General features: G+C 30.0%; 21 protein-coding genes. 4 read left to right on the forward strand and 17 right to left on the reverse strand.

Translation table 11 applies throughout. The annotated features are described in order from the left end of the window. Positions 1-10: 10 nt before the first annotated feature. The 3 genes from M9394_RS01005 to guaB form a co-directional block, all read right to left on the reverse strand. Complete coding sequence (locus M9394_RS01005; protein ID WP_250248047.1) at positions 11-847, reverse strand: urease accessory protein UreD; 837 nt, start codon at positions 845-847, stop codon at positions 11-13. 390 nt (positions 848-1237) lie between these two features. Next, positions 1238-2815: a glutamine-hydrolyzing GMP synthase gene (gene guaA, locus M9394_RS01010; RefSeq protein ID WP_250250152.1), complete on the reverse strand. Its 1578-nt coding sequence runs from the start codon at positions 2813-2815 to the stop codon at positions 1238-1240. Between the two features lie 143 nt (positions 2816-2958). Next, the gene (gene guaB / locus M9394_RS01015) at positions 2959-4428 is read right to left on the reverse strand and encodes an IMP dehydrogenase (protein ID WP_250247258.1); all 1470 of its coding nucleotides are present in this window, start codon (positions 4426-4428) and stop codon (positions 2959-2961) included. Between the two features lie 31 nt (positions 4429-4459). Here guaB and M9394_RS01020 point away from each other — a divergent pair, with 31 nt between their 5' ends. After that, positions 4460-4696, forward strand: coding sequence for a hypothetical protein (locus M9394_RS01020; RefSeq protein WP_250247257.1), 237 nt, complete (start codon positions 4460-4462; stop codon positions 4694-4696). A gap of 340 nt (positions 4697-5036) precedes the next feature. Next, positions 5037-6584, forward strand: a complete 1548-nt coding sequence (gene mqo / locus M9394_RS01025; RefSeq protein WP_250250154.1) for a malate dehydrogenase (quinone) — start codon at positions 5037-5039, stop codon at positions 6582-6584. A gap of 89 nt (positions 6585-6673) precedes the next feature. On the opposite strand, the gene der is transcribed toward mqo, so the two are convergent. The 6 genes from der to M9394_RS01055 all read right to left on the reverse strand — a co-directional run bounded on the left by der (position 6674) and on the right by M9394_RS01055 (position 14539). Continuing rightward, the gene (gene der, locus M9394_RS01030) at positions 6674-8089 is read right to left on the reverse strand and encodes a ribosome biogenesis GTPase Der (RefSeq protein WP_250250156.1); all 1416 of its coding nucleotides are present in this window, start codon (positions 8087-8089) and stop codon (positions 6674-6676) included. Between the two features lie 324 nt (positions 8090-8413). Continuing rightward, positions 8414-9730: a histidine--tRNA ligase gene (gene hisS / locus M9394_RS01035; RefSeq protein ID WP_250250158.1), complete on the reverse strand. Its 1317-nt coding sequence runs from the start codon at positions 9728-9730 to the stop codon at positions 8414-8416. Positions 9731-9782: 52 nt separating this feature from the next. Next, the gene (gene ispG / locus M9394_RS01040) at positions 9783-10874 is read right to left on the reverse strand and encodes a flavodoxin-dependent (E)-4-hydroxy-3-methylbut-2-enyl-diphosphate synthase (RefSeq protein WP_250250160.1); all 1092 of its coding nucleotides are present in this window, start codon (positions 10872-10874) and stop codon (positions 9783-9785) included. 222 nt (positions 10875-11096) lie between these two features. Then, positions 11097-12215: a dual-specificity RNA methyltransferase RlmN gene (gene rlmN, locus M9394_RS01045; protein ID WP_250247516.1), complete on the reverse strand. Its 1119-nt coding sequence runs from the start codon at positions 12213-12215 to the stop codon at positions 11097-11099. Between the two features lie 203 nt (positions 12216-12418). Next, complete coding sequence (gene ndk, locus M9394_RS01050) at positions 12419-12829, reverse strand: nucleoside-diphosphate kinase (RefSeq protein ID WP_250247249.1); 411 nt, start codon at positions 12827-12829, stop codon at positions 12419-12421. Between the two features lie 540 nt (positions 12830-13369). Beyond that, complete coding sequence (locus M9394_RS01055) at positions 13370-14539, reverse strand: IscS subfamily cysteine desulfurase (RefSeq protein ID WP_250250162.1); 1170 nt, start codon at positions 14537-14539, stop codon at positions 13370-13372. An 843-nt stretch (positions 14540-15382) separates the two neighbouring features. Between M9394_RS01055 and M9394_RS01060 the strand changes: the two genes are divergently transcribed. Continuing rightward, positions 15383-16177, forward strand: coding sequence for an inositol monophosphatase family protein (locus tag M9394_RS01060; protein WP_250247245.1), 795 nt, complete (start codon positions 15383-15385; stop codon positions 16175-16177). Positions 16178-16272: 95 nt separating this feature from the next. Here M9394_RS01060 and glyA read toward each other — a convergent pair whose 3' ends face one another. From glyA to lepA, 7 genes are all read right to left on the reverse strand, one after another. Next, on the reverse strand, positions 16273-17523 hold the full coding sequence (gene glyA, locus M9394_RS01065; protein ID WP_250247243.1) for a serine hydroxymethyltransferase: 1251 nt from the start codon (positions 17521-17523) through the stop codon (positions 16273-16275). Between the two features lie 302 nt (positions 17524-17825). After that, positions 17826-18293 (reverse strand): tRNA adenosine(34) deaminase TadA, encoded by a 468-nt coding sequence (gene tadA, locus M9394_RS01070; RefSeq protein ID WP_250247241.1) that lies wholly within the window; start codon positions 18291-18293, stop codon positions 17826-17828. 140 nt (positions 18294-18433) lie between these two features. Continuing rightward, positions 18434-18814 carry a holo-ACP synthase gene (gene acpS, locus M9394_RS01075; RefSeq protein ID WP_250247514.1) on the reverse strand — a complete coding sequence of 127 codons (381 nt, stop codon included), beginning with the start codon at positions 18812-18814 and terminating at the stop codon, positions 18434-18436. Continuing rightward, positions 18814-19548, reverse strand: coding sequence for a pyridoxine 5'-phosphate synthase (gene pdxJ, locus M9394_RS01080; protein ID WP_250250164.1), 735 nt, complete (start codon positions 19546-19548; stop codon positions 18814-18816). Before pdxJ ends, acpS begins: the two co-directional genes overlap by 1 nt. A 689-nt stretch (positions 19549-20237) precedes the next feature. Continuing rightward, positions 20238-20933: a ribonuclease III gene (gene rnc, locus M9394_RS01085; protein WP_250247512.1), complete on the reverse strand. Its 696-nt coding sequence runs from the start codon at positions 20931-20933 to the stop codon at positions 20238-20240. 117 nt (positions 20934-21050) lie between these two features. Beyond that, positions 21051-22046, reverse strand: coding sequence for a signal peptidase I (gene lepB, locus M9394_RS01090; protein ID WP_250250166.1), 996 nt, complete (start codon positions 22044-22046; stop codon positions 21051-21053). 14 nt (positions 22047-22060) lie between these two features. Next, positions 22061-23866 (reverse strand): translation elongation factor 4, encoded by a 1806-nt coding sequence (gene lepA, locus M9394_RS01095; protein WP_250247238.1) that lies wholly within the window; start codon positions 23864-23866, stop codon positions 22061-22063. Positions 23867-24255: 389 nt separating this feature from the next. Between lepA and ung the strand changes: the two genes are divergently transcribed. Further along, positions 24256-24951: a uracil-DNA glycosylase gene (gene ung / locus M9394_RS01100; protein ID WP_250248055.1), complete on the forward strand. Its 696-nt coding sequence runs from the start codon at positions 24256-24258 to the stop codon at positions 24949-24951. 355 nt (positions 24952-25306) lie between these two features. On the opposite strand, the gene grpE is transcribed toward ung, so the two are convergent. Further along, on the reverse strand, positions 25307-25894 hold the full coding sequence (gene grpE / locus M9394_RS01105; RefSeq protein ID WP_250247236.1) for a nucleotide exchange factor GrpE: 588 nt from the start codon (positions 25892-25894) through the stop codon (positions 25307-25309). Between the last annotated feature and the right edge of the window lie 122 nt (positions 25895-26016).

Here is a 26016-nt window from a genome sequence, read left to right on the forward strand (position 1 = left end):
TTTTCCTGACTTATGTCATCCAAATACGAGGTAGCATAGCTTTTCTCCCTATTATAAAAGGACGTATAGTACACCAAATATGATGAAGCATTTTTTTTAAATACTGATTATCATTACCTAATAATCGTACTACAAGGATCTCATCTAACAATGTAGCGCCTCCAACTTGAAAATGTTTAACTGATGTTATTAATTTACGCACCTCATATAATATTTTCTCATCCGATGGAACAGCAAAAAGTAAAGCACTTATTCGAAATCCGCCTAACTTCATAACACAATTTAATTCATTAATCCGCAAACGTTCCTGTAATCCAATCGAATCAGATAAACAAATTTTCAAATGGATATCTACTTCTTCTGGATAATTAGAAGTGCCTAATGATAAATTTCCAAAACATAACATATCAAATGATATAATTCTAGATCCTTGTTCTATGATAAAAGTGGTATCTATTTTTACTTTAGATTTAGGAAAAAAAATACTGCTTTGAGGAACCCATTCTAAAGCAGTATTACATTCCAACCTAAACGTATGTTTCTGTTCTGCATACATACCGTTACTACGATAAAATTTAGTAGCGCCAGGTGTCGTTAATAACGCCCGGCTACCTGATTCCAATTTAACATCCAGTACCAATTTGTCCCCTCCCACTAACCCACCAGGAGGATGTAACAAATACACATGTGGAGTATTATCATGCTCCGAGTAAAAAACTTTTTTCACGTAAAACGGACCAACATGCTTACATTTAGTCAACACACTACGTCCACCACGTAAAGCAAAATTTAATCTTAACTCCCCTAACCAACCATCAATCAACTTCTGAGATAATTCGTCACTCATTGAAATGAAAAATAAAATATTTTCAAAAATTAAAACAATAAATCCATTACAAAAATTGTTAGAACAATAATAAATACATTAACTTTTATTAAACACTATGAAATAATTATTATGCATGTATATTTACTTATTTTTAAGTAGAAATAACACCTCTACAAGAGAAACAGCATAATCCGCATAAACACAAATCCTCATGACATATATACTTATTTAAGTTTACACATTTTCACACATACTCTTCCTTATTTTATTATAAATTTTGTACTATTGATACACATTTAGTGAGTAAATTATAGTACTCCACTATGGAAACACATAATTTAAACTATTGTCACATAAAACAATAAAAGTACACAAAAATATTTAACCTACATATAGTGTATAATACATTTATTCCCATTCAATAGTAGCCGGAGGTTTTGAGGAAATATCGTACACCACACGAGATACTTCCTCAACTTCATTGACAATACGATTAGATACCTTATTTAAAAAATCATAAGATAAATAAGCCCAATGTGCTGTCATAAAATCTATAGTTTCCACTGCACGAAGAGCAATTACCCACTTATACTTACGCTGATCACCCTGTATTCCTACTGAATGCATCGGTAAAAATACTGCAAAAGCCTGACTAATTTTAGAATATAAATGTTCACGCTTAAGTTCTTCAATAAAAATAAAATCTACTTTACGTAAAATATCACAATATTCTTTTTTTACTTCACCTAATATTCTAATAGCTAACCCAGGTCCTGGAAATGGATGACGATAAGCTATATCGTAAGGTATCCCTAAATCCAATCCAATACCGCGAACTTCATCTTTAAATAAATTTCTTATAGGCTCTAGTAATTGAATATTCGTAATTCCACAAAAACCACCTACATTATGATGCGATTTAATCACATTTTTAAAAGAAGATAAAGATACACCAGATTCAATAACATCTGAATATATAGTACCTTGAGCTAACCATTTTACATCTACTAAATTGCGAATTTGCTCTTCAAAAACTTCTGTAAAAACTCTACCAATTATTTTTCTTTTTTTCTCTGGATCATTAACTCCAATTAAAGCATCGAAAAATCGTTGTTCTTTCGACAGATAAATAATATCTAAATTACAATTTAGAGCACAAAAATTTTTAATTCGATCAAATTCATAATTTGATAATAACCCATGATCAATATGGATACAGATAAATTGATGACCAATGGCGCGTCGTAATAATAAAGCTGTAACAAGGGAATCAATCCCGCCTGAAAACCCAAGCACTACTTTATCATTACCTACTTTTACACGAGTATCCATAACAATATCATCAATAATATTCGCTATTTTCCAAGAAGATTTACAGCGACAAATACACGTAACAAAACGTTCTAAAATACTTTTTCCTTTTTTAGTATGAGTAACTTCCGGGTGAAATTGAACACCATATAAATGACGATCTTCATTAGCCATCATAGCAACTTGTTGATACTTATTAATACCAACAACCGTAAAATCTTTGGGAACAGTAGTAACAACATCCCCGTGACTCATCCATACATCAAGAGCAAAACGTCCCGTAACACCATCAACATAATCATAGATATCATCTATAAGAACGCTTTTAGAAAGAATTGTTACTTGAGTACAACCAAATTCACGCTGTGCAATAACACGTTCTACTCGTCCACCTAATTGAAACGACATAATTTGCATCCCATAACAAATTCCAAATATAGGTATACCTAATTGAAACACAAATTCAGGAATATACGGAGAATAACTATCGATAACACTATGAGGACCCCCAGAAAGAACAATACCATTAGGATTAAATTCATATACTTGAGATTCGCTGATGTTCCAAGAACAAGTTTCAGAATATACTCCTAGTTCACGAATTCTTCTCAACAATAACTGAGTGTATTGAGATCCAAAATCTATTACTAAAATACGATGATTGTTACATTTCACATTATGGCTTATTCTATTATTTATATTAATCTATCATTGATCAACCACATATTAATGATCAACAACGTTCATTACATCACGCCGTACAAACTGCAAAAATAATACAGTCATACACAACACATAAACTTAAAACTAACTATTAATCATCGTAAACGATAATTAGGCGATTCCTTTGTTATCATCACATCGTGCACATGACTTTCCTGCATGCCCGAATAACTGACACGCACAAACCTAGCTTGTGTCCTCAAATCATTAATAGTAACGCAACCCGTCAAGCCCATACAAGAACGCAAGCCACCCATCAATTGATGTATAATTGTTTCTAATTTTCCTTTGTAAGGAACACGTCCTTCTATCCCTTCCGGAACCAATTTATAAGTAATAACAGGATCCTGTTGTTGAAAATATCTATCAGCAGAGCCTTGAGACATAGCCCCTAAAGAACCCATACCTCTATAAGTCTTAAAAGATCTACCCTGATAAAATTCTATATCTCCTGGAGATTCCTCTGCACCTGCTAGCAACGAACCAATCATTACACAATGCGCGCCAGCCGCTATCGCTTTAGCAATATCGCCAGAAAAACGAATACCACCATCCGCGATAACCGGAACATTCGTATTTTTTAAGGCTTCCGCCACATCAGAAATAGCTGTAATTTGCGGAATCCCTACACCAGTAACAATACGAGTTGTACAAATAGAACCAGGTCCAATACCAACTTTCACTGCGCTAGCACCAGATTCGACCAATTCTAATGCACCTTCTTTCGTAACAACATTGCCCCCTATAATTGATAAATCAGGATACATATTTCGAACTGTTGCAATACAATTTAATACTCTCTCTGAGTGCCCATGAGAAGAATCAACAAGTAATACATCTAAACCAGCATCAACCAAGCCTTCAACACGCTCTTTATAATCTTCTCCTACTCCAATAGCAGCTCCAACACATAACCTTCCATAATTATCTTTGCACGCATATGGCTTACGTTCTGCTTTTTCAAAATCCTTTGCAGTGATCATACCTTTAAGACGAAATGCAGCATCAATCAACAAAATTTTTTCTACTCTTTTATCATGCATTTTACTTAATACTACTTCTCTATTTTCCTTTTCTAACACTGTAATTAAACGTTCTTTAGGAGTCATAACAGAAAAAACAAAATTTGATAAATCACTGGCAAACCTGACATCACGACTCGTAACGATTCCAACTAACTCATTTGTGTCCGTTACAACTGGATAGCCAGCAAATCCATTGCGAGAGGTCAACTCTTTCACTTGCAATAAAGTCATATCAGGAGTAACACATTGAGGATTCGTTACTATTCCGCTTTCATAACGTTTAACTCGACGTACCTCATTAATCTGTTGATCCAAAGACATATTTTTATGAATAAAACCCACCCCGCCTTCTTGCGCTAAAGCAATAGCTAGGCTCGCCTCAGTCACCGTATCCATCGCCGATGATACAACAGGAATATTCAAAGAAACAGCATTAGTCAAAAAACTTTTTAAAACCGTCTCCGCAGGAAGCACCCTCGAACGAGATGGAACGATCAACACATCATCAAAAGTCAAAGCCTCTTTAACAACAGTCAACATTACAATTATCAGTATACCCTAAACTACAATAATGACATTGCTACGACGGAAATTCGATTTCAGCACTATACCTTCTGACACCAAAAAATTTAAACAACACACACCAAAAACACAGACACCAAACAACCAAGCTCAAAATCAAATCCCGAACACCAGCAGACTAACCCTAGAAGATCAAGGAACAACACACTATAAATTAATAATTATACGTTCTATAACACCTAACGGTGTTAGTTCTATCATGAATTATGTAATTAATCAAGTTTAGAATGCAAGTTATAAAATTTAATCATTAAAGAATTTTGTTAAGGTTATGTGTAAATTGATATGGTATTAGTTGTAAGTGTATTGTGTGTATGAAGCGTCAGTAGTTAAGTTTTTATTAAAATAAAATTATTATTTTGATTATGTTATTTGTATTAAACGTTAAAAATATGATTTAATGCTGTTTTTTAATTGTTTTTTTGGAATTTATTTTTATTTCTTTATTGAGATGTGGTCTAATTATAAGGATTTTTGTGTGGTGTGTAAATTGTGTGTTATTAACAGTTTTTTGTCTTTATTACGGTAACTAAATACGTTAAGTATGCTATTAATTGAGTAATTATATGAGTAATGTTGCTGTTATAAATCAAGAACATCGATTGATTAAAATTACATCTTCAGCAGATGTGGTGCTGATTGGCGCTGGAATTATGAGCGCAACTTTTGGTACGTTCTTAACAATTCTTGAGCCAACTTGGAAAATTCATATATATGAGCGTCTTAATCAGCCAGCACAGGAAAGCTCTAACGTATGGAATAACGCTGGTACAGGACATGCAGCATTTTGCGAGCTTAACTATACTCAATATAATAACAAAAATTGTTCCGTTGATATTTCAAAGGCTATTGCTATTAATGAAGCATTCGAAATATCGCGGCAATTTTGGGCATATTTAGTACAAATAAAAGTACTTAAATATCCGAGTTCCTTTATTAATAATGTACCGCATATGAGTTTTGTATGGGGCGAAGAAAACGTTTGTTTTTTAAAAAAACGCTTTCAAGCATTGCTAAATAGTGTTTTGTTTAGTGGTATGGTATATTCGGAAGATTTACAGCAAATTCGTCAGTGGGCTCCTCTTATTATTGACGGACGTAATGTATCGCAGAAAATAGCCGCCACTCGCATGGAAATGGGTACAGATGTTAATTTTGGAGCACTTACTCAACAATTATTGAATGAATTAAAAAAAAATGTAAATTTTAAAATGTATTTACAGCATGATGTTGGATCTGTACAGAATAATAATGATGCAACTTGGGATGTGCATGTAATTGATCGACGCTGTAACCACAAAAAATGTATTCGTACAAATTATGTTTTTATAGGAGCTGGAGGAAGATCTCTTAGTCTTTTGCAAAGTTCTGGAGTTCCAGAAGTTTGTGGATACGCCGGATTTCCGGTAGGAGGTCAGTTTTTAGTCACAAAAAACCCGAAGATAGTTGCACAACATTTAGCTAAAGTGTATGGGAAAGCGTCTGTTAACGCTCCTCCAATGTCAGTACCTCATATAGATACTAGAATATTGAATGGTGAGAAGATTTTGTTGTTTGGCCCCTTCGCAACTTTCAGCAGTAAATTTTTAAAATATGGATCATGGCTAGATTTATTTCATTCTTTAAATAAGCATAATATTATTCCGATTTTGCAAGCTGGGATAGATAATTTTGATTTAATTAAGTATTTAATCGGTCAGTTAGTTATGTCAAACATGAATCGTATTGATGAGCTTAGGGAATACTATCCGACGGTTAACCCGTCAGATTGGACTTTAGTAACAGCAGGACAACGCGTTCAAATTATTAAAAGAAATAGCAACAAGAGAGGTATTTTACAATTTGGAACAGAAGTGGTTAAATCTAGTGATGGTACTTTATCGGCGCTTCTTGGTGCATCTCCGGGAGCATCTACTGTAGTTTCAATAGTCTTACAACTTTTGGATACAATGTTTAATAATAAAATTAATAGTGATTTGTGGAAAAATAAAATTATAGATATGATCCCATCATATACTAAAAATTTAAACGGTGATCTTATATTAGTAAATAAGATTAGACAATATACTTGTAATGCTTTGAAATTAAATTATATAGAAGCAATAGATCGTTAAAGCTCTCAACGTTATTCATTGGTCGTTTTCAATTCTATGTAAATGTTAGTTATTTTCATTGCATCTGTGTCCGTTGATGTGACATATTTTTATTTATTAATAAATGGATTAATATTGTCTTTAAATTGCATGTGCAATAAAACACCTGTGATGTTTAACATACGATAAAAATATTTTTTTAGATATCGTTTATAATCATCAGGTAATTTGCTGACGTGAGTGCCATGGATAATCAGAGTTAATGGTTCATGTTTTCCGACATGGATATATTTGGGTTTAATTCTTTTACCGTGTAAAAATGGCGGGGGGTATTTATCGATTGCAGCGTGCAATATTCGAATTAAATATGCTGTATTGATGGTTTTTGTATAACGAGAACATAAGTTCGTTGATTTGATTGTTTGAAATAATGTTTTAATTCCCTTTCCGTACAATGCTGAAATAAAATGTATTTGAGTAAAACTAATAAAATTTATTTTTTCGTATAATTTTTTTTTAGTTGTATTGCGCAAATCTGGGGATATCAAATCCCATTTGTTAATAACGATTATTAATGCTTTACCATTATTTAGGATAAATTGTAACAAATGTAAATCTTGATCAGATATCCCCAGATTTGCATCTCCTATGAATAGGAGAATGTGCGCAGTCTTAATGATTTGAAATGTTTTTAGAATAGAAATTTGCTCCGCTACATTATCTATTCTTTTGCTTTTTTGTATGCCTGCCGTATCAATCAATATGTATTTTTTTTTGTCATATATTATAGGCATATGAATGCAATTCCGAGTAGTTCCTGGTGTACTACAAGTAATCATACGGGTTTCTTCTAAAATATGATTGACAAAAGTAGATTTACCGGAATTGGGACGTCCTACAACTGCTACCGTGATAGCAGAATCTACTTTATTACATGATGGATTAATGATGTGGTTTTGATAAATAGTGTTATTTACATTACTTTCAGGTATTTTATTTTTGTAAAAAAATATATTTTTTGAAATTAATGAAGATATATTTTCTAACAAATTATCAATTCCATGCCCATGAATCGCTGAAATAAAGATAATATTTTTTGTACCAAAAGAACAATAATCCCACGTCAGGGTATGTATATGATGTGGGATATTATCAATTTTATTAACGACAATAAATATGTTTTTTTTTATTTTTTTCAAAAAATTAAAAATATCGTAATTTATAGATGTTCCTACGGATTGTCTATCCATAACAAATAATAGAATGTCAGCTTCTTGCATGGCGAGAGTTGTTTGATAGGTTACATAACTTTGAATATTTTCTGTGTTTGTACTACAAAATTTATCAATACCCCCAGTATCAATAAGAATAGATTTAAATTGTTTGCATTGAAAATAACCATATTGTCGATCTCGTGTTAATCCTGGATAATTAGATATTAAAGCATCATGTGTATGTGTTAATTTATTGAATAAAGTAGATTTACCTACATTTTTTTGCCCAATTAGCGTGATGATAGGTAGCATTATTTAATTATCCATAAATAAGCAATTGTATAAATACACATAATATCAGTCTGAAATAACACAATAAAGCTATTTCTGTTTTAAGTAATTATTTTTAATGGTTAAAGTATAATATGATCACTACAAATGCCAACAACAGCTCTCATTAATTGCCGAAAGATTAAATTTTAATTTTTGTCCATATGTATAAATAGATTAGTGTTCAAATAGTTTTGATCTATATCTTCATAATTTTAATTTTATGTACATTCTTCAAACCTACTGAGATGTGCTGAGTATTAATGATATTCTATTTTATAGAAAAAATTAATATCATTTTTATGATCACGTATTATCAGTAGAATTGCATGTAATATGTAGTATATTTTTTAATCTTTCGGAAACTGCATCATGTTTTAATATTTCTTGAGTTTTTGATTGTAAATTTTTTAGAATAATTGTTTTTTCAAGAACATTCTTTTCGTCCATGATTAATATGATTTGTGGTTTATGTTTATTAGCACAATAAAATTGTTTTTTTATGTTACCTCCTCCATGATGTACCATTAATCGAAGAGATGGTAGTGTTGAACGAATATTTTCAGACAATAACATTGCATGTTTTCGAGAACTATCTCCTATACTAATTAAATATACATCAATATATATATTTTTATTTAAAATGGTAATATTATTAATTTCTTGCATTAATAATATTACACGTTCTAATCCTATGGAAAATCCTATCGCAGGTACTGAATGCCCTCCTAATTCTTGGACTAATTCATCATAACGACCACCAGCACAAATAGTTTTTTTTACTCCTAAACTATCAGTAACCCATTCAAAAACTGTTTTGTTATAATAATCTAAACCGCGTACCAGGTACGGATTAACCCTGTACGACACTCCTAAGAGGTTTAATAATTGACATAATTCGGAAAAATGAACACGTGAATCATCATCTAAATGATCACTTAATATAGGCGCATTAAGTAGTAATTCTTTAGTTTTAGTATTTTTGGTATCTAAGATGCGCAATGGATTAGAGTATAAACGACGTAGAGCGTTGTTGTCCAAATTGCTTAAATTTTTTTCTAAAAAAGTTATTAATTTTTTACGATAACTTGTTCTAGATGATAAAGAGCCAATTGAATTTAATTCTAACGATAAATGATGATTAATTCCTAATTTTTCCCAACAACGAGCGGTAATTAAAATTAACTCAGCATCTATGTCGGGTCCTATTTGACCAAAAGCTTCAGCACTAAATTGATGAAATTGTCTATAACGTCCTTTTTGAGGACGTTCATAGCGAAACATCGGACCAAGATACCATAGACGTTGTTCTTGGTGATAAAACAGCCCATGCTTAATACCTGCTCGAACGCATCCAGATGTTCCTTCTGGACGTAACGTTAAATTATTACCGTTACGATCAGTAAAATTATACATCTCTTTTTCTATTACATCTGTCACTTCTCCGATTGAACGTTTGAATAAATTTGTGTCTTCAATAATAGGAAATCTAATTTCCTTATATCCGTAACTGTTTAATATAGTTATAAGTATATTTTCTATGTATTGCCATATAATCGTATCTTTTGGCAAATAATCATGCATACCGCGGATAGACTGGATATTTTTATCATATTTAAGCATTTGTAATCTTCAATTATTTATTATATGTGATGGGGTAGTGTTGTGGGTTATTTTAATTTAATAATTTAGATTTAGCTCGAATACGACGTTCTAATTCTTCAACTATTGATATGTTATCGCAGCGTTTTTGCTGTCGTATACCATCTTCATATATACCACTTTTGTTACGTGCACCGGCAACACCAATGGTTGATTTTAACGCTTCTCCTGGTCCGTTAACTACACATCCAATAATAGATACATCCATAGGTGTTGTAATATCACTTACCTTTTCTTCTAACGCATTAACTACGTTAATTACGTTAAATTCTTGTCGCGCACATCCAGGACAAGCTATAAAATTAATACCATGAGCGCGAATTCTCAAAGCTCTTAAAATATCAAATGCCACCTTAACTTCTTCTATAGGGTCTGTAGCTAATGATATACGTATTGTATCCCCGATTCCTTCGTTTAATAAGAAACCTACAGCTATTGCAGATTTTACTGTTCCATTGCGTAAAGCTCCGGCTTCAGTAAGGCCTATATGTAATGGTTGATCTATTTTTGATGCTAATGCGCGGTAGGCTTGTATTGTTATTAGCACATCAGAAGATTTAACGCTGACTTTAAATTGATGAAAGTTTAATTTATCTAAAATATCTACGTGTCTCATTGCTGATTCTAATAATACATGTTCTGTTGGATTTCCGTCATACTTTTTTTGTAAATCACGCTCAAGAGATCCAGAATTTACACCGATACGAATAGATATATTTTTGTCTTGAGCACAATGCACTACAGATCGAATACGTTTATTGTTCCCGATGTTACCGGGATTGATACGTAAGCAATCTGCTCCATACTCAGCTACTTTTAATGCAATACGATAATCAAAATGAATATCTGCTACTAATGGAATATTAATTACTTGTCGTTTAATTATTTTGAAAGCTTCAGCTGCATCCATAGTAGGTATCGATATTCGGACAATATCTACCCCTGCTTTTTTTAGGGCGTTAATTTGAGTAACTGTTTCTAAAATATTTGTAGTACGAGTATTTACCATGGATTGTACCGCAATAGGAGCGCCATCTCCAATAGGAACATTGCCAATATAAATACGTGTAGATTTTCGACGAACAATGTTCGTAATATTATTCATATAATCTCCCATATTTTTATGTTTTTAAACAATAAATATATTTGTTTGAATTTATTGAGTATCTTAATTAAGAGATTTAATTATATTTATAATAGGAATCATAATTCCTATAATTTTATGATACATAGCAAATATGCGTAATTGTTATATTACATTTATGATCCTTTTTTAAAAATTCTGTCTTATTAATTTTATAACAATATTAAATACAATGATATTATTTTATAATGAGTTATATTGTAATTTTATACGGTTAATTACTTCTCCTGTTAATTGTCCACAGGCAGCATTAATATCCGCTCCTCTTATTTTGCGTATGATGGTTATTATATTATATTTCAATAAAACTTTAAGAAATGCATGCATACGAATCTGTGAGCTGCATGCATATCGTATATTTGGAATTGGGTTCCATGGGATCAAGTTAATTTTACACGGAATACCTTGAAGTTGTTTTGCTAATTGATGGGCGTGCAGGACATCGTCATTAATGTTTCTTAACAATACATACTCTATTGTTACTCTACCGTGAGTAGATTTAGTATCTATCGAATACCTACGCGCTGCTTCTAATACGCTATTAATATTGTACTTTTTATTAATTGGCATAATCTTATTTCTAATGATATCATTTGGAGCATGTAGAGATATAGCTAATGGTACGTCGATCATATCTTTTAATTTTTCTATACCTGGTACGATTCCAGCAGTTGATAGCGTAACATGTCGTTTTGATAATTTAAAACCAAGGTCATCTAATATAATTCTGATCGCCGATACAACGTTAACAATATTTAATAATGGTTCTCCCATACCCATAAACACTATATTGGTAATAGGAAATCTATTTTTTATTTTTATTTTTTTATTGAGATTAATAAATTGCGCTGCTCTCCAAACTTGACCAATTATCTCCGATACATTAAGATTTCTGTTAAATCCCTGTTGCGCTGTTCCACAAAAACTACATCCTAAAGGGCATCCAATTTGTGATGAAACGCACAAAGTGGTTCTCTTATTTTCAGGAATATAAACTGTTTCAATTTGTTGTTCATCAATTTTCATAGCCCATTTAATTGTTCCATCTGAAGAGAGTTGTTCTTTTATAATTATTGGCGCACGGATTTCTGCTATTTGCTTCAATTTGATTTTTAGAGACTTGCTTAAATTTGTCATGCAATTAAAATCGTCACAATAGTCATGATATATCCATCTCATGACTTGATGAGAACGGAAAGGTTTTTCACCTAATTTATCAAAAAAAATTAGTAATTCTTCTTTGTTCATGTTAAGTAAATTAACTTTTTTTGCATACATAAAAATATATTTCTCAAGATCTATTTTACGAAATTTGATCAATAGTAATGCTGTATGAGCATGAGCTCAATAGAAATTAACTACATTACCGCCATTCTTTTCAACTTAAATTGATCCATACTTGTACATTAATATTTTTTGATAAATTAACTCATTAATCAAAACTATTTTTTGTGCAGCTAAAATGATTACTTTTATTGATAAAAGATAATGTATTTGTATGTTTTTTATGTATCAAAGAAATAGGAAATTTCACGTATAGCAGATTTTTTAGAATCCGATCCATGGATAGCATTTTTAGTATAATTATAACCATAATCAGATCTAATGGTACCTGCTAACGCATTTGCTGGATCAGTAGCTCCCATAATTTCTCTATTACGTTGTATCGAATTATTACCTTTCAGTATTTGTACAAATACTGGGCCAGAAATCATAAAATCTATTAAACTATCAAAAAAATATTTTTTTTGATGTTCAAAATAAAACTCGGAAGCTTGTATATATGTTAATTGTAATATTTTAGCTCCCACAATAATAAGACCAGCAGCCTCAAATCTACTAATTATAGATCCAATTATGTTTTTAGCAACGGCATCTGGTTTTATGATTGACAGCGTATTTTCTTTACAAACCATAAAAACTCCTATTAGTATTTATTAATATTATTGTATAGGAAATAAATATAAAAACAATAATTATTATAGATAATGTTGTTTATGTTATTTAATATTTTTAAAACCTATAATGATTTAAAAACTACAAATTGAACTCAGAATAAACACAAAAAAGACAAGTAGAAATATCTATATTTGTATTGCATTATGAAATAAAATATTTTTATCGATCTTAATTACATGATCCGAGTATTGATTAGTAATAAAATCTTTACCGTTTACAAATAACATCAATGCAATATCTTAAATTTTTTAATATTAAAACAAATACATAATAAAAATGGTTACATAGAAATTAATTATGTGGAAAACTTAATAGTAAAAATATTAAAAAATAAGAGATGAAATCTAATCTATAAGAAAAATATTATTTTTAATAATTATTTTTTATTTATCTTTCGAATGAAATTAATAAAATTTCTTAGATTTTTTTATAGATATACTGATTATCGTCATAAACTTCATATATGAAAAATAAATTAATTTATTTTTCATAATAAATTATAATAAATATATCATAGCATTTAATTTCATAACAGTAGCAGCTATATGATGGATAGCATACTCTATTTCTTCTTCAGTTGTGAAACGTCCTAGAGAAAATCTGATTGAATTATATGCGAGTTCATTATTTCTTCCTAAAGCCTGCAATACATGTGATGGATTCAAAGTACCAGAGGTACAAGCAGATCCAGAAGATAATGCAAAATCTTTTAATGCTATAATTAGTGTTTCACCGTCAATATTACTAAAACTAATATTCAACAATGTGCCTATACTATACTCTAAATCGCCATTAATTAATACTCCTTCAATTTGTTGTAATCCTTGCCATAGACGATCTCTCATTTTTTTTAAATAAATCATTTCTGTCGTCATTGTTTCTCTAGCCAAACGATACGCTTCGGCCATACCAACGATTTGATGGACTGGTAATGTACCAGAACGCATACCGTATTCATGTCCTCCTCCATGCATTTGAGCAGTAATATGGAGTTTTGGGTGTCTATGTTGTCGTATGTACAAACCACCTATACCTTTCGGGCCATATAGTTTATGGCCGTTGAAAGACATTAAATCCACCGGTAAATCAGATAGATCAATATGTAATTTACCAACGCTTTGGGTTGCGTCTACATGAAATATTATGTCATGCAGACGACATAATTTACCAAATTTTTTGATGTCTTGAATTACACCAATTTCATTATTTACATGCATAATAGATAATAAAATTGTATCATCGCGTAATGCGTTACTAATTTGTTCGAAAGTGATTAAACCATTGGGTTGTGGAGTTATACGGGTAATTTCAAACCCTTTTTTCTCAAGATATTGACAAGTATCTAAAACTGATTTGTGTTCCGTCATACTGGTAATAATATGCTTTCCTTTTTTGCGATAAGATTGGGCTATTCCTTTAATAGCTAAATTTACTGATTCAGTAGCTCCTGAAGTAAAAATAATTTCACGTGATTCAGCACCTATCAACTGAGCAATTTGTTTACGAGCTATATCTACCGCTTCCTCTGCTTTCCAGCCATAATAATGAGAACGAGAAGACGGGTTACCAAATATGCCGTCTAGGGTAAAATATTGTATCATTTTTTCTACCACTCTGGGATCTACAGGAGTAGTAGCAGCATAGTCAAAATATATTGGTAACTTCATCTAACATACTCCAAAAATAAAAAACTTATTTTGATGTATAAAATATAAAAATTATAAAACCAGTGCTATTTATAATATATTAAATTGAATGCTCTAAAACATATTTATTCTTAGTCTTGATTTATATTTTACGTCAAAACATTCATCTTATATGATATTATTATTTGTTACTATATAAAATATTGAAACCTATTTTATATTTTTATCTCTATAAGCGTTTAATTGAGGTTATATAAATATATGTTAACGATATATCATGTTTATGATATATGCTGTAAGCAATGTATATTAGATCGATAGTACGGCGTTATTTTAATTATGTACAATACTTTTTGTATGTAATGTTGTAATAAAAATTTGACCATAACAAATGATTGTAAGTATTGGTATTATTTGTAGTAATAAAAATTAACTATTTATAAAAAAATATTTTTAGTGAAAATAATGCAGTTTTGTTTTTAACAAATATATTAAATAATGGTGGATTGTTATAGTGTGTATAACTGTTTATCAACATTCCCATATAAAACGCTTTGTTTTAATTAATTTTTTAAAAAATTCGATCTTTCATTGTAATTCAATTTATTATTTTCATAGAAATAATAAATCTATGAATCGATCCGTATATCCGCCATATATTTGTAATGAAAATAAATGTTTTATTTATAACAGAATCTTTAAGGTATTTTTGGTGATTATGTATGTTAAGAGCACATGTATTACGTGATGAGTTGAGATATAATACAATATCTGTGTTATTTAAAAAAATATAGTTTTATAATATGTGGCAGGTTTTGATATGTTCTATTATTCATTTAATGAGAATTACTGGATGAATGCTTTATGCATCCGATGCTTAACATTGCTATTCAAGCTATAAGAAGGGCGGGGAACTTTGTCGTTAAACAATATGAATTGTTTGATAAAAATAGTGTACAGTCAAATCATATAAATAATCTTATTTCTAAAATCAATAAAGAATCATATTACATTATTACGGCAATTATTCGAAAATTTTATCCGCTACATACTGTTATTAATACATGGAATGTCCGTGATATTAATGATGTGAATTGCAAAGAAAGTGTTTTATGGATAATTGGAGCTATAGATAATGATGTTAATTTTATTAAGCAGTTTCCTTTTTTTGCTTTATCTATTTCTGTATTTATTAAAGGACATATCGAAATAGGAGTAATATATGATCCTATACATAATGAGTTATTTAGTGCTTGCCGTGGGAAAGGAGCTCATCTTAATGGTTATCGGATTCGTGTAGGTACTGCTAAAAATTTACATAGGGCTATTATTGCTATATCTTGTTCTTATGAACAGCAACATATGACTATTAATCTACTAAGTAAGTTTAGTAATAAATGCGCATATTTTCGTTATACTGGATCAACTATTTTAGATTTAGCCTATGTTGCAGTTGGGCGTGTAGATGGGTGTGTTTCTATTTTTTTTAAAAAAATTAACTATACCAACAAATTGGCTAGTGGTTTTTTAATAATTCGTGAATCGGGAGGTTTAATTATAGATTTTACCGGAACCGACAATTATTTACTGTCCGGAAATATAATCGCGGGTAATGTGAAAATAATCCGGACTATTTTATCAATTATACAAATTATTTGAATATCTACCTCAATAACATATTAATAAATTTCTGCATTTTAAAAAAACAACTTGTATTTTTATATTCTAGATATAATTTATACGATGATATTATTTTAATAACTTTTATTATATATGGGATACCGAGAGCATATACGTAAAACTTTGGTTTTTATAGAAAAAATAATTTCATTGTTATCGATATGATTTAATATGTCACAGATCCAATGAGATAGTTTTCGTACATCGTTTTCATTAAAATTACGTCTAGTTATTGCTGGCGTACCAATACGTATACCAGAGGTAATAAAAGGACTTCTAAAATCATTTGGTATGCTATTTTTATTAACAATGATATTAGCTCGTTCTAAAGCTGTACTGGCATCTTTCCCAGTGATATTTTTATTTCTTAAATCTAATAAAAAAAGATGATTATGAGTCATTCCAGAGATAATCTTAAATTCGCGTAATGCAAATTCCTTAACCATTATCCTAGCATTTTGAACAATTTTTTGTTGATACACCTTAAAAGATGGATCCATTGCTTCTTTTAAAGCAATTGCTTTAGCTGCGATAACATGCATCAAAGGACCTCCTTGAGAACCAGGGAAAACTGAAGCATCTAATTTCTTATACAATGCATCATTACCTCCGCTAGCTAGAATTAAACCACCTCTGGGTCCCGCTAATGTTTTATGAGTAGTAGCGGTCACTACATGTGCGTATGGTAGTGGATTTGGATATACACCCGCCGCAACTAATCCTGCGATATGAGCCATGTCAATAAATAGATACGCTTGAACAGCATCTGCAATCTGGCGCATTTTAGACCAATTTATAATACCAGAATACGCAGAAAACCCCCCTACGATCATTTTCGGTCGATACTTTACAGCTAAATGATGTATTTTTTCATAATTAATACAACCATTTTCGTCAACCCCATAAAACACAGCGTTATATAATTTTCCTGAAAAGTTTACCTGTGAACCATGCGTTAAATGTCCTCCATGGTTTAGATGCATACTTAAAATTGTATCGCCAGGGTGTAATAAAGCATTATAAACAGAAAAATTAGCTTGCGATCCAGAATGTGGTTGTATATTTGCATAGTCTGCAGAAAATAATTTTTTTGCACGATTAATACCTAATTCTTCAATCATGTCGACATATTCGCATCCACCATAATAACGTTTACCTGGATAGCCTTCAGCGTATTTATTAGTAAGTTGAGAGCCTTGCGCTTTCATAACTTGAGGGCTAACATAGTTTTCAGATGCTATTAATTCAATATGTTCCTCTTGTCTAATAGTTTCTTGTTGTATTATTTTCCACAATTCAATATCATAATTCGTACATATGGACATATATAACCTCTTATCTTTTCTAAATAAAAAAAATACATTGTATGTGTAAAAATACATCAGTCTATTTTAATTGAAATGAAGCAATAGTTAATTTTAATAACAATCATTATTAATGATTAATAAAATATTAAAATTTAAATAGGCTATATTATATTCATTTTAATGGAATTAACACTTACTTATTAAGTAAGTAGTGGTCTACATCTTTTTGTCACAATATTTTCTCATGGGTTTTTATTTGTAATTTAAATAAATATAAGATTGGTTTACATTATCAATTTTATTGATATTTTCTGATGATATCAGGTTTGACGTTGACGTTTAAAAAATTTATTCAATTGATAAGCGCATTCTTTTTCTAATACCCCAGTTGTTAAAGATACATGATGATTATTCATTGGATGACGGAGTGTATTTTTTAGCCATGATCTTTGTCCAGTTTTACTGTTTTTAGCGCCACAAACTAATCGGTAAACACGAGCATGAATTATTGCGCCAATGCACATCATACATGGTTCTAGAGTAACATAAAGAGTAGTACCTAATAATCGATAATTGCCCAAAATTTTTCCCCCTATACGTAATGCTACAATTTCTGCATGAGCACTTGGATCATGACATATAATAGAAGAATTCCAACCGTAACTTATAAGTTTACCATTTTGAATTAGAACAGCTCCTACTGATATTTCTCCAATAATTTCAGCATGGGCAGCTAATGCAATAGCATGACGCATCCATATCGTATCTACATCTTCTATTTCATACATTCAGCTTGTAATAAAAATGTTGCAATACACAATTAATAACATAATTCTGAAACGCATATTGAGATACTCATTCTGTATTACGATAAAACATTAAAATAATTTTTTTAATCACAAGATCATTAATATTTATATCTTATTTTTTATCGTTCCAATATAACAAACGCACATGCATACGAATTGGTATCAGATAAAGTAATATGCATTTTTTTTAATGATAATTTATTAGCTAATAGAGCTGTACATGAAAACAAATGTAACATTGGTTTTCCTAGTTTATCGTTAAATATTTCAATTTGATTAAATGTCACTCCTTGGCTTATTCCAGTGCCAAATGCTTTAGCTACCGCTTCTTTTGCAGCGAAACGTTTTGCTAAGAAATGTACAGGATGCTTTTTATTTTTGTATATTTTCCATTCTGATTCACTAAGTATACGCGTAGCTAACTTATCTCCGCTATGTGTTATTATTTTTTTTATTTTCCTAATATCAACAATATCTATGCCGATTCCATGAATCACTATTAACCTCTTCTTGAGTCTTGTATCAATTTCTTCATATCTTGAATAGCTTTAGGTAATCCACAAAACATTGATCGGCTAATTATAGAATGTCCTATATTTAATTCTTGTATTCCTGGTAACATCGCAATAGGTCGTACGTTATAATAATTAAGACCATGTCCGGCATTAACTTTTAAACCATTATTTACAGCGTATTGCACGCTTTTTTTAATACGTTTATATTCTAAATTTTGAGTTGTTGCATCTGTAGCATGAGAATACATTCCGGTATGTAATTCTATATAAGGTGCGCCTATATTATATGCAACACTAATTTGTTGTTCATTAGGATCAATAAACAATGAAACTCTAATTCCAGCTTTAGTAAGTTTAAATATTATATCTTGTAATTTATTTGCGTTATTAATTATATCTAAACCACCTTCAGTTGTAAGTTCTTGACGCCTTTCAGGTACTAAGCAACAACAATGTGGTTTTAATGTACATGCGATATTAATCATTTCATCTGTTGCTGCTATTTCTAAATTCATAGATGTTTGTATAGTTTTACGTAACATTTTGACATCTCGATCTGTAATATGACGACGGTCTTCTCTTAAATGTATAGTAATACTATCTGCTCCTGATTGTTCTGCAATGAATGCAGCATATATAGGATCAGGGTACGTAGTATTTCTTGCGTTACGTAGTGTTGCAATATGATCAATATTTACACCTAATAATAAATTTGACATTATATGTATGCCTTAAATATAGTTATTTGATAGTTATCGAATATAAATATAAATTATTTATATATATTTCTGTTTAAATGTATTTTTTTGTTATTTCTATTTAATGTACATTACATTATCCCGTACTGTTGATCTATTAACATGTAATGTTGATAACAAATAGTTATTTCTGGTTCAAAATTACAATTTTTTACACATAATTCTTTAATGGTTGAATGGACTATGTGAGGATCTACAAATTTCATTTAATAAGAATATACTACTACATGATGTAGATTTTTATTTACATAAATATTATTGATATTAAACTTCCATATAATACCGAAAATATTGATATTGTCAGCTTTGAAATTATTTATGTTGATTCAAATAATATGAATATAGCATTATTGAAATTACAACAAAATAAAAATATCTCTATAAATAGATCAACAAAGAACGTTTGTTTATATATGTAATATATAATTAGCTTAACAAGTCTTTTGAGATGATTTTTGTTCAACGATGTAATTAATTAAATAAATTAATTAATTTGGTTTTTGCATGTGTGAAGTTGAGTTTTAAAATAGTAAACATATTTATTAACAATTACATACTTATTATTGAATAAACTTAATAACATGAGGTGATTTTATTTAAAATCTCAATATATTACGTGATTTGCGATCAATGACCACGTCGTCATTAGATCATCTGTTTTGGTTATGTTCGAGTACCTCTAAGACTTTTTTTGCTGCATTTTGTTCAGCTCTACGCCGACTAGAACCGCATCCAATAATCGGTTGTGTCAATTCGCTAACTTGACAATTTATCGTAAATGTTTGATTGTGCGCCTCTCCAATTATTTGATTAATCCAGTATACAGGTAACGGCAAACGACGATGTTGCATGTATTCTTGCAGACGAGTTTTTGGGTCTTTTTGTTTATCATAAGCATAAGGATCCATGTGATCTATACGAATTTTATACCAATTAATAATTAATATTTCAATAGTTTGAATATTACTATCTAAAAATATACCGCCTATTAACGCTTCTATTGTATTAGCTAAAATAGATTCACGTTGATACCCCCCGCTTTTTAGTTCTCCTTGTCCTAATTGTAGATAATCTCCTAAATTAAACTCTCGTGCTAGTGTTGCCAATGTATTTTTTCGTACCAAATTTGCACGCATTCTACTCATATCTCCTTCGCTAATATGAGGAAACCTATGGTATAACAAGTTAGCTATTACATAGCTTAATATAGCGTCACCCAAAAATTCTAGTCTTTCATTGTGTTGATTGCTAGAACTTCTATGAGTTAGCGCTTGTAATAATAAGTCATATCGATTAAAAATATAACCAAGTTTTTCTTGCAGTGTATTAACTAACATAATATTTATGTATTGTATATTCTTACAATGTCAATGGAGAAAATTTTTTATAATCAATTTTAACCAGATTAATTACAACGAACATAATAAAATAATTCTAATCTATGATTAGAGAATATAAATATCTTATTGTATGTTACCAATTCTATCGAATTGGACACTCATTGGCCATATTCCTTCTTGTTGTTTTTTTATATTCATCCAAATTATTATTGCTTTTCCTATTATATTGCGTTCAGGAACAAATCCCCAATAACGACTATCTGCGCTATTATCCCTGTTATCTCCCATGACAAAATATTCACCTGCGGGCACTAACCACTCAGATATTAAGTGTTTTGTATGTTGATCATACATTTTTATTAAGTTTTGATCACCAGGTGGTATCATTGTTAAGATATTGTGTTCTATTCCACTAAACGATTCTGTAGTTTGAATGAGTCGAATTCCATGAGGATACTTTTGATGCGGTCCTATTTGAATAAAGGAAGAATTAACCTTTCCGTCTACGTCATTATCAAATACTTGAATAAAATTACTAGGAACAACATTGCTATAAACAACGGGTAATGGCTGTATGCATGCAACATTATTAACATGATTCGCATATATTATTAATTGTTTAGTAATAATGTTATAGATTACTTTGTCTCCTGGCTCTCCAATTACTCGTTTAATATAGTTCAGTTCAGGATTTTTGGGATACTTAAACACTATTATATCTCCACGTTTTGGATGTCCAATATCAATTAATGTTTTTTGAGTAATAGGATTTTTAATGCCATATATAAATTTTTTTACTAAAATAAAATCTCCTATTAACAAAGTAGGCATCATGGATCCAGAAGGTATTCGGAATGGTTCAAAAACAAATGACCGTATTATAAATACTAATAATAATATCGGAAAAATTGAGGATATAAATTCAGAAATTATTGAACAATATGAAATTATCAATGAATAAGCATTTTTTGATTGTTGATAAGTATTGGTTGATTTTTGACGGAATATTTTTTTATGTTGATTACGGTCATACATTAATGTACATAATTTCTTTATACTCCAGAAAATACCTGATATTCCTGTAACAATTGCTAAGATCAAAGAAAATGCGTTAATCATATGAATAAAATCCTTTAGTTATTTTTATTGTTATTGACATCAAAGATTGCTAGAAATACAGTATGTGGTAAATTAACATTACCTATTTGTTTCATGCGTTTTTTTCCTTCTTTTTGATTATATAACAATTTTTTCTTTCGAGTTATATCGCCTCCATGACATTTTGCTAAAACATTTTTCCGTAGCTGTTTTACAATGTCACGTGATATTATTCGCTTACCAATAGTTGCTTGAATCACAATATCGAATTGTTGTCTTGGGATTAATTTTTGTAATTTATTAACCAACAGACGGCCATGATATACAGATTGTTCTTGATGTGTAATTACCGTTAATGCATCAATACGTTTTTTATTAATTAATATTTCTATGCATACTATGTTCGATATCTGAAAACGACTGAATTTATATTCAAATGAAGCATATCCATGAGATGCTGATTTTATTTGATCAAAAAAATTCAATATTATCTCAGACATAGGCAATTCGTAAGTTAATGTAATTTGAGCGCCGTGATATATTATGTCAATTTGAGTACCTCTTTTTTTAATGCATAAAGAAATAATCTCTCCGAGATATTTTTTTGGAAGTAATATATTACATAAAACAACAGGTTCGCGTATTTCTTTAATTTTAGTTAAAGAAAGCAATTTTGATGGACTATCTACATATATTATTCGATTGTCAATGGTCAATATTTCATATATTACCATTGGAGCTGTAACAAGTAAATCAAGTGAATATTCACGTCTTAATCTTTCCTGGATTATATCTAAATGTAACAATCCAAGAAACCCACAACGAAATCCTAAACCTAAAAATTCTGATCTTTCTGGCTCATAAAATAGAGAAGAATCATTTAAACTCAGTTTGTATAAAGCGTCACGAAAGATTTTTTGATTTTTAGAACCTATAGGAAATAATCCCGCATAAACATAAGGTTGAAGTTTTTTAAAACCATGCCATGCTTTTTTTGCAGGGCGAGTTGACAGAGTGAATGTATCTCCTACAGGGGTCTTTATGATATTTTTGTTGGCACAGACTAACCAACCTACTTCTCCACAAGCTAATATTTCTCGTTTTACTTGTTTTGGAGTGAAGATACCTATTTGATCAACAGTATATTTTTGCCCTGTATTCATTGATTTCAACACATCACCTTTATATAATTTGCCATTTTTGATACATATTAACGATACAACCCCTAAATATTTATTAAACCAAGAATCTATAATTAGTGCTTGCAGAGGAGCGCATGGATCTCCTTGAGGATGAGGAATATCATGAATTAAACACTCTAGTAATTCTGGTATGCCATAACCAGTTTTAGCTGAACATTGTATTGCATTATTTGCATCAATACCAATGATGTTTTTAATTTCTTGAGATACTCGATTAGGATCTGCTGTTGATAAATCAATTTTATTTAATGCCACAATAATTTTTAAATTCATTTCTTTAGCGATTCGATAATTGGCTACAGTTTGCGCTTCTACTCCTTGAGTAACGTCTACTATTAATAAGGCGCCTTCACATGCTGCTAAAGATCGAGAAACTTCATAAGAAAAATCAACATGACCAGGAGTGTCAATAAGATTCAGTTGATAAGACTGACCGTTTTTAGACGTATAATTGAGTGTCACATTTTGTGATTTTATAGTAATACCACGTTCTCGTTCTAACTCCATGGAATCTAATACTTGGGATGTCATTTCACGTTCGTTTAATCCACCGCAAGTTTGAATCAACCGATCAGATAACGTTGATTTTCCGTGATCAATATGTGCAATAATAGAAAAATTACGTATGTATTTTATCATGATTAATATTAGTTGAATGCAAAACAAAATAAATATAGTTAGTATAAAAATAGCGATTAATTAGTGTATAATAAGATTATTATAGATACATATGAGAATGATTGTATAAGAATATTTATGACGTTTTTGAAAATTATTCGCAGGTATGTGCAGTTACCTATTCGGATATTGGATATACTTCATTGTTAGACTATATGATATAGTACGGTAACAAATTTGTTATAATTTTCGATATTAACTATTTGTTATAATTTTTAGTGCTAAGATTAAGAAATTACAAATAAATTATATATGTTTAAATACGTAAATTTTTTAGTGATAAATGAAAAAATCAATATAAGTGAAAATTTTATTTGTACGATTACATAATAATAATACGGAAATAGACTGTGTCTCAAGAATTAACTTGGCGGTGTTTGTTGTCAAAAGAAAAGACATTGCCGTACTTTCAGAATATATTGTTTGCCATAGAAGAACGTAAAAAAAAAGGTATTACGGTTTATCCTAAAAAAAAAGATATTTTTAACGCATTTCGTTTTACTAGTTTTGAATCTATAAAAGTTGTTATTATAGGTCAGGATCCTTATCACGGACCTAATCAAGCACATGGATTTGCCTTTTCTGTATTGCCTGGTGTTTTGCCTCCTCCTTCTTTAAGGAATATTTATAAAGAGCTTGCATCTGATATGCCCAATTTTGTAATACCAGAACACGGTTGTTTGCAGGGTTGGGCGCAGGAAGGGGTATTATTGCTTAATAGTATTTTAACTGTTGAAGAAGGAAGAAGTTGTTCTCATGCTAATATTGGATGGGAACGATTTACAGACAAAATAATATGTATATTGAATATGTATAAGGAAAAAATTATATTTTTACTATGGGGCAAGTATGCTCAAAACAAAGGTAACATCATTAACCATAAAAAACATTATATTTTAACTGCGTCACATCCTTCACCTATATCAGCTCAACGAGGATTTTTAGGATGTCGTCATTTTTCTAAGGTTAATATATTATTGATGCAACAAAATAAACAGATTATTAATTGGCAACCTAATATAATAATTGACTCAAAGTTGATATAAATTAAAAAATATGTTACGAAGGATGATTTTTTCATGTAAATTTAGTTATTTTATATTTTGTAGTTTTGATATCATTGTTGATTTATTGAAATAAATCAACAATGATAAATTAATAATTTATAACATATTTAAAAAAATCTGTATATTTAATGAATTCAATTATTAAATTTTAATTTAAATTAATTGAATGAATATAATTATATTATTTATGGAAAATTTTATGCGAAGTATAATCATATCAATTAAATAGAGAAATACAACACGTTGTTATTTCATAACAGGGTTACGTGAAACTTGTAAATATACAATGAGTACTGTTGTTTATTTATAACATTTTAAAAAGCATAATAGTCCGTCATTTAGATTGTGATACAGTTACCATGGCAGGTCGAATTAATCTTCCATTCAAAATGTATCCTTTTTGAATCATTGTTAATACTTGATTTGGTTTATGGTCTTCAGATTCTATTATAGATATTGCTTGATGTATTTCAGGATTAAATGGCACATTAATTTCATATATGGATTTTAATCCAAACTTGTGCACAGTGTCTAAAAACGATTTTAATGTTAATTCAATACCTTCTATTATAGTAGATAATAAAGTATTAGAATTATCTGAAATATTCATTGTACGTTCTAAATTATCAATTACTGGTAATAATTCAAAGATAAATCGTTCTAATCCAAATTTATGGATTTTTTCTATTTCTTGAGTGTTACGCCGACGAATGTTTTCTATTTCAGCTGTAAGACGTAATACCGTATTACGTTCGTGTTCTTGAAGTTGTGCTAATTTTATTTTTAATTTAATGATTTGATCATTTTTAGGATCAATAACATTATCTGCTGTCGAAACAGATTCCAACAGTTCCTCTTTTTCTATTTTTTCATTCTGTAATGTACTTTCATCGATATTGTTTTTTACATTATTATCTATCATGAATTTTCTCCTCCGTTTCCTGATTATATGTTTTATAATTCAGTTATTATAAGGATGAATAACAGGTATTCAAGACATCATTTATTATGAATAAAAGTTATAACAAAAACAGAAAGGATTCA

This window comes from Candidatus Blochmanniella camponoti, assembly GCF_023585825.1.
Lineage (GTDB): Bacteria > Pseudomonadota > Gammaproteobacteria > Enterobacterales > Enterobacteriaceae > Blochmanniella > Blochmanniella camponoti.

Bases quoted from the DNA above. Each gene is read 5' to 3' on its own strand.
- mqo (WP_250250154.1), top strand. From the start codon at position 5,037: ATGAGTAATGTTGCTGTTATAAATCAAGAACATCGATTGATTAAAATT.
- der (WP_250250156.1), bottom strand. From the start codon at position 8,089: ATGCTACCTATCATCACGCTAATTGGGCAAAAAAATGTAGGTAAATCT.
- hisS (WP_250250158.1), bottom strand. From the start codon at position 9,730: ATGCTTAAATATGATAAAAATATCCAGTCTATCCGCGGTATGCATGAT.
- M9394_RS01005 (WP_250248047.1), bottom strand. From the start codon at position 847: ATGAGTGACGAATTATCTCAGAAGTTGATTGATGGTTGGTTAGGGGAG.
- pdxJ (WP_250250164.1), bottom strand. From the start codon at position 19,548: ATGTCAAATTTATTATTAGGTGTAAATATTGATCATATTGCAACACTA.
- tadA (WP_250247241.1), bottom strand. From the start codon at position 18,293: ATGTATGAAATAGAAGATGTAGATACGATATGGATGCGTCATGCTATT.
- lepB (WP_250250166.1), bottom strand. From the start codon at position 22,046: ATGATTAACGCATTTTCTTTGATCTTAGCAATTGTTACAGGAATATCA.
- M9394_RS01060 (WP_250247245.1), top strand. From the start codon at position 15,383: ATGCATCCGATGCTTAACATTGCTATTCAAGCTATAAGAAGGGCGGGG.
- grpE (WP_250247236.1), bottom strand. From the start codon at position 25,894: ATGATAGATAATAATGTAAAAAACAATATCGATGAAAGTACATTACAG.
- guaB (WP_250247258.1), bottom strand. From the start codon at position 4,428: ATGTTGACTGTTGTTAAAGAGGCTTTGACTTTTGATGATGTGTTGATC.
- ispG (WP_250250160.1), bottom strand. From the start codon at position 10,874: ATGAATAATATTACGAACATTGTTCGTCGAAAATCTACACGTATTTAT.
- M9394_RS01055 (WP_250250162.1), bottom strand. From the start codon at position 14,539: ATGAAGTTACCAATATATTTTGACTATGCTGCTACTACTCCTGTAGAT.
- ndk (WP_250247249.1), bottom strand. From the start codon at position 12,829: ATGGTTTGTAAAGAAAATACGCTGTCAATCATAAAACCAGATGCCGTT.
- M9394_RS01020 (WP_250247257.1), top strand. From the start codon at position 4,460: ATGACATTGCTACGACGGAAATTCGATTTCAGCACTATACCTTCTGAC.
- glyA (WP_250247243.1), bottom strand. From the start codon at position 17,523: ATGTCCATATGTACGAATTATGATATTGAATTGTGGAAAATAATACAA.
- lepA (WP_250247238.1), bottom strand. From the start codon at position 23,866: ATGATAAAATACATACGTAATTTTTCTATTATTGCACATATTGATCAC.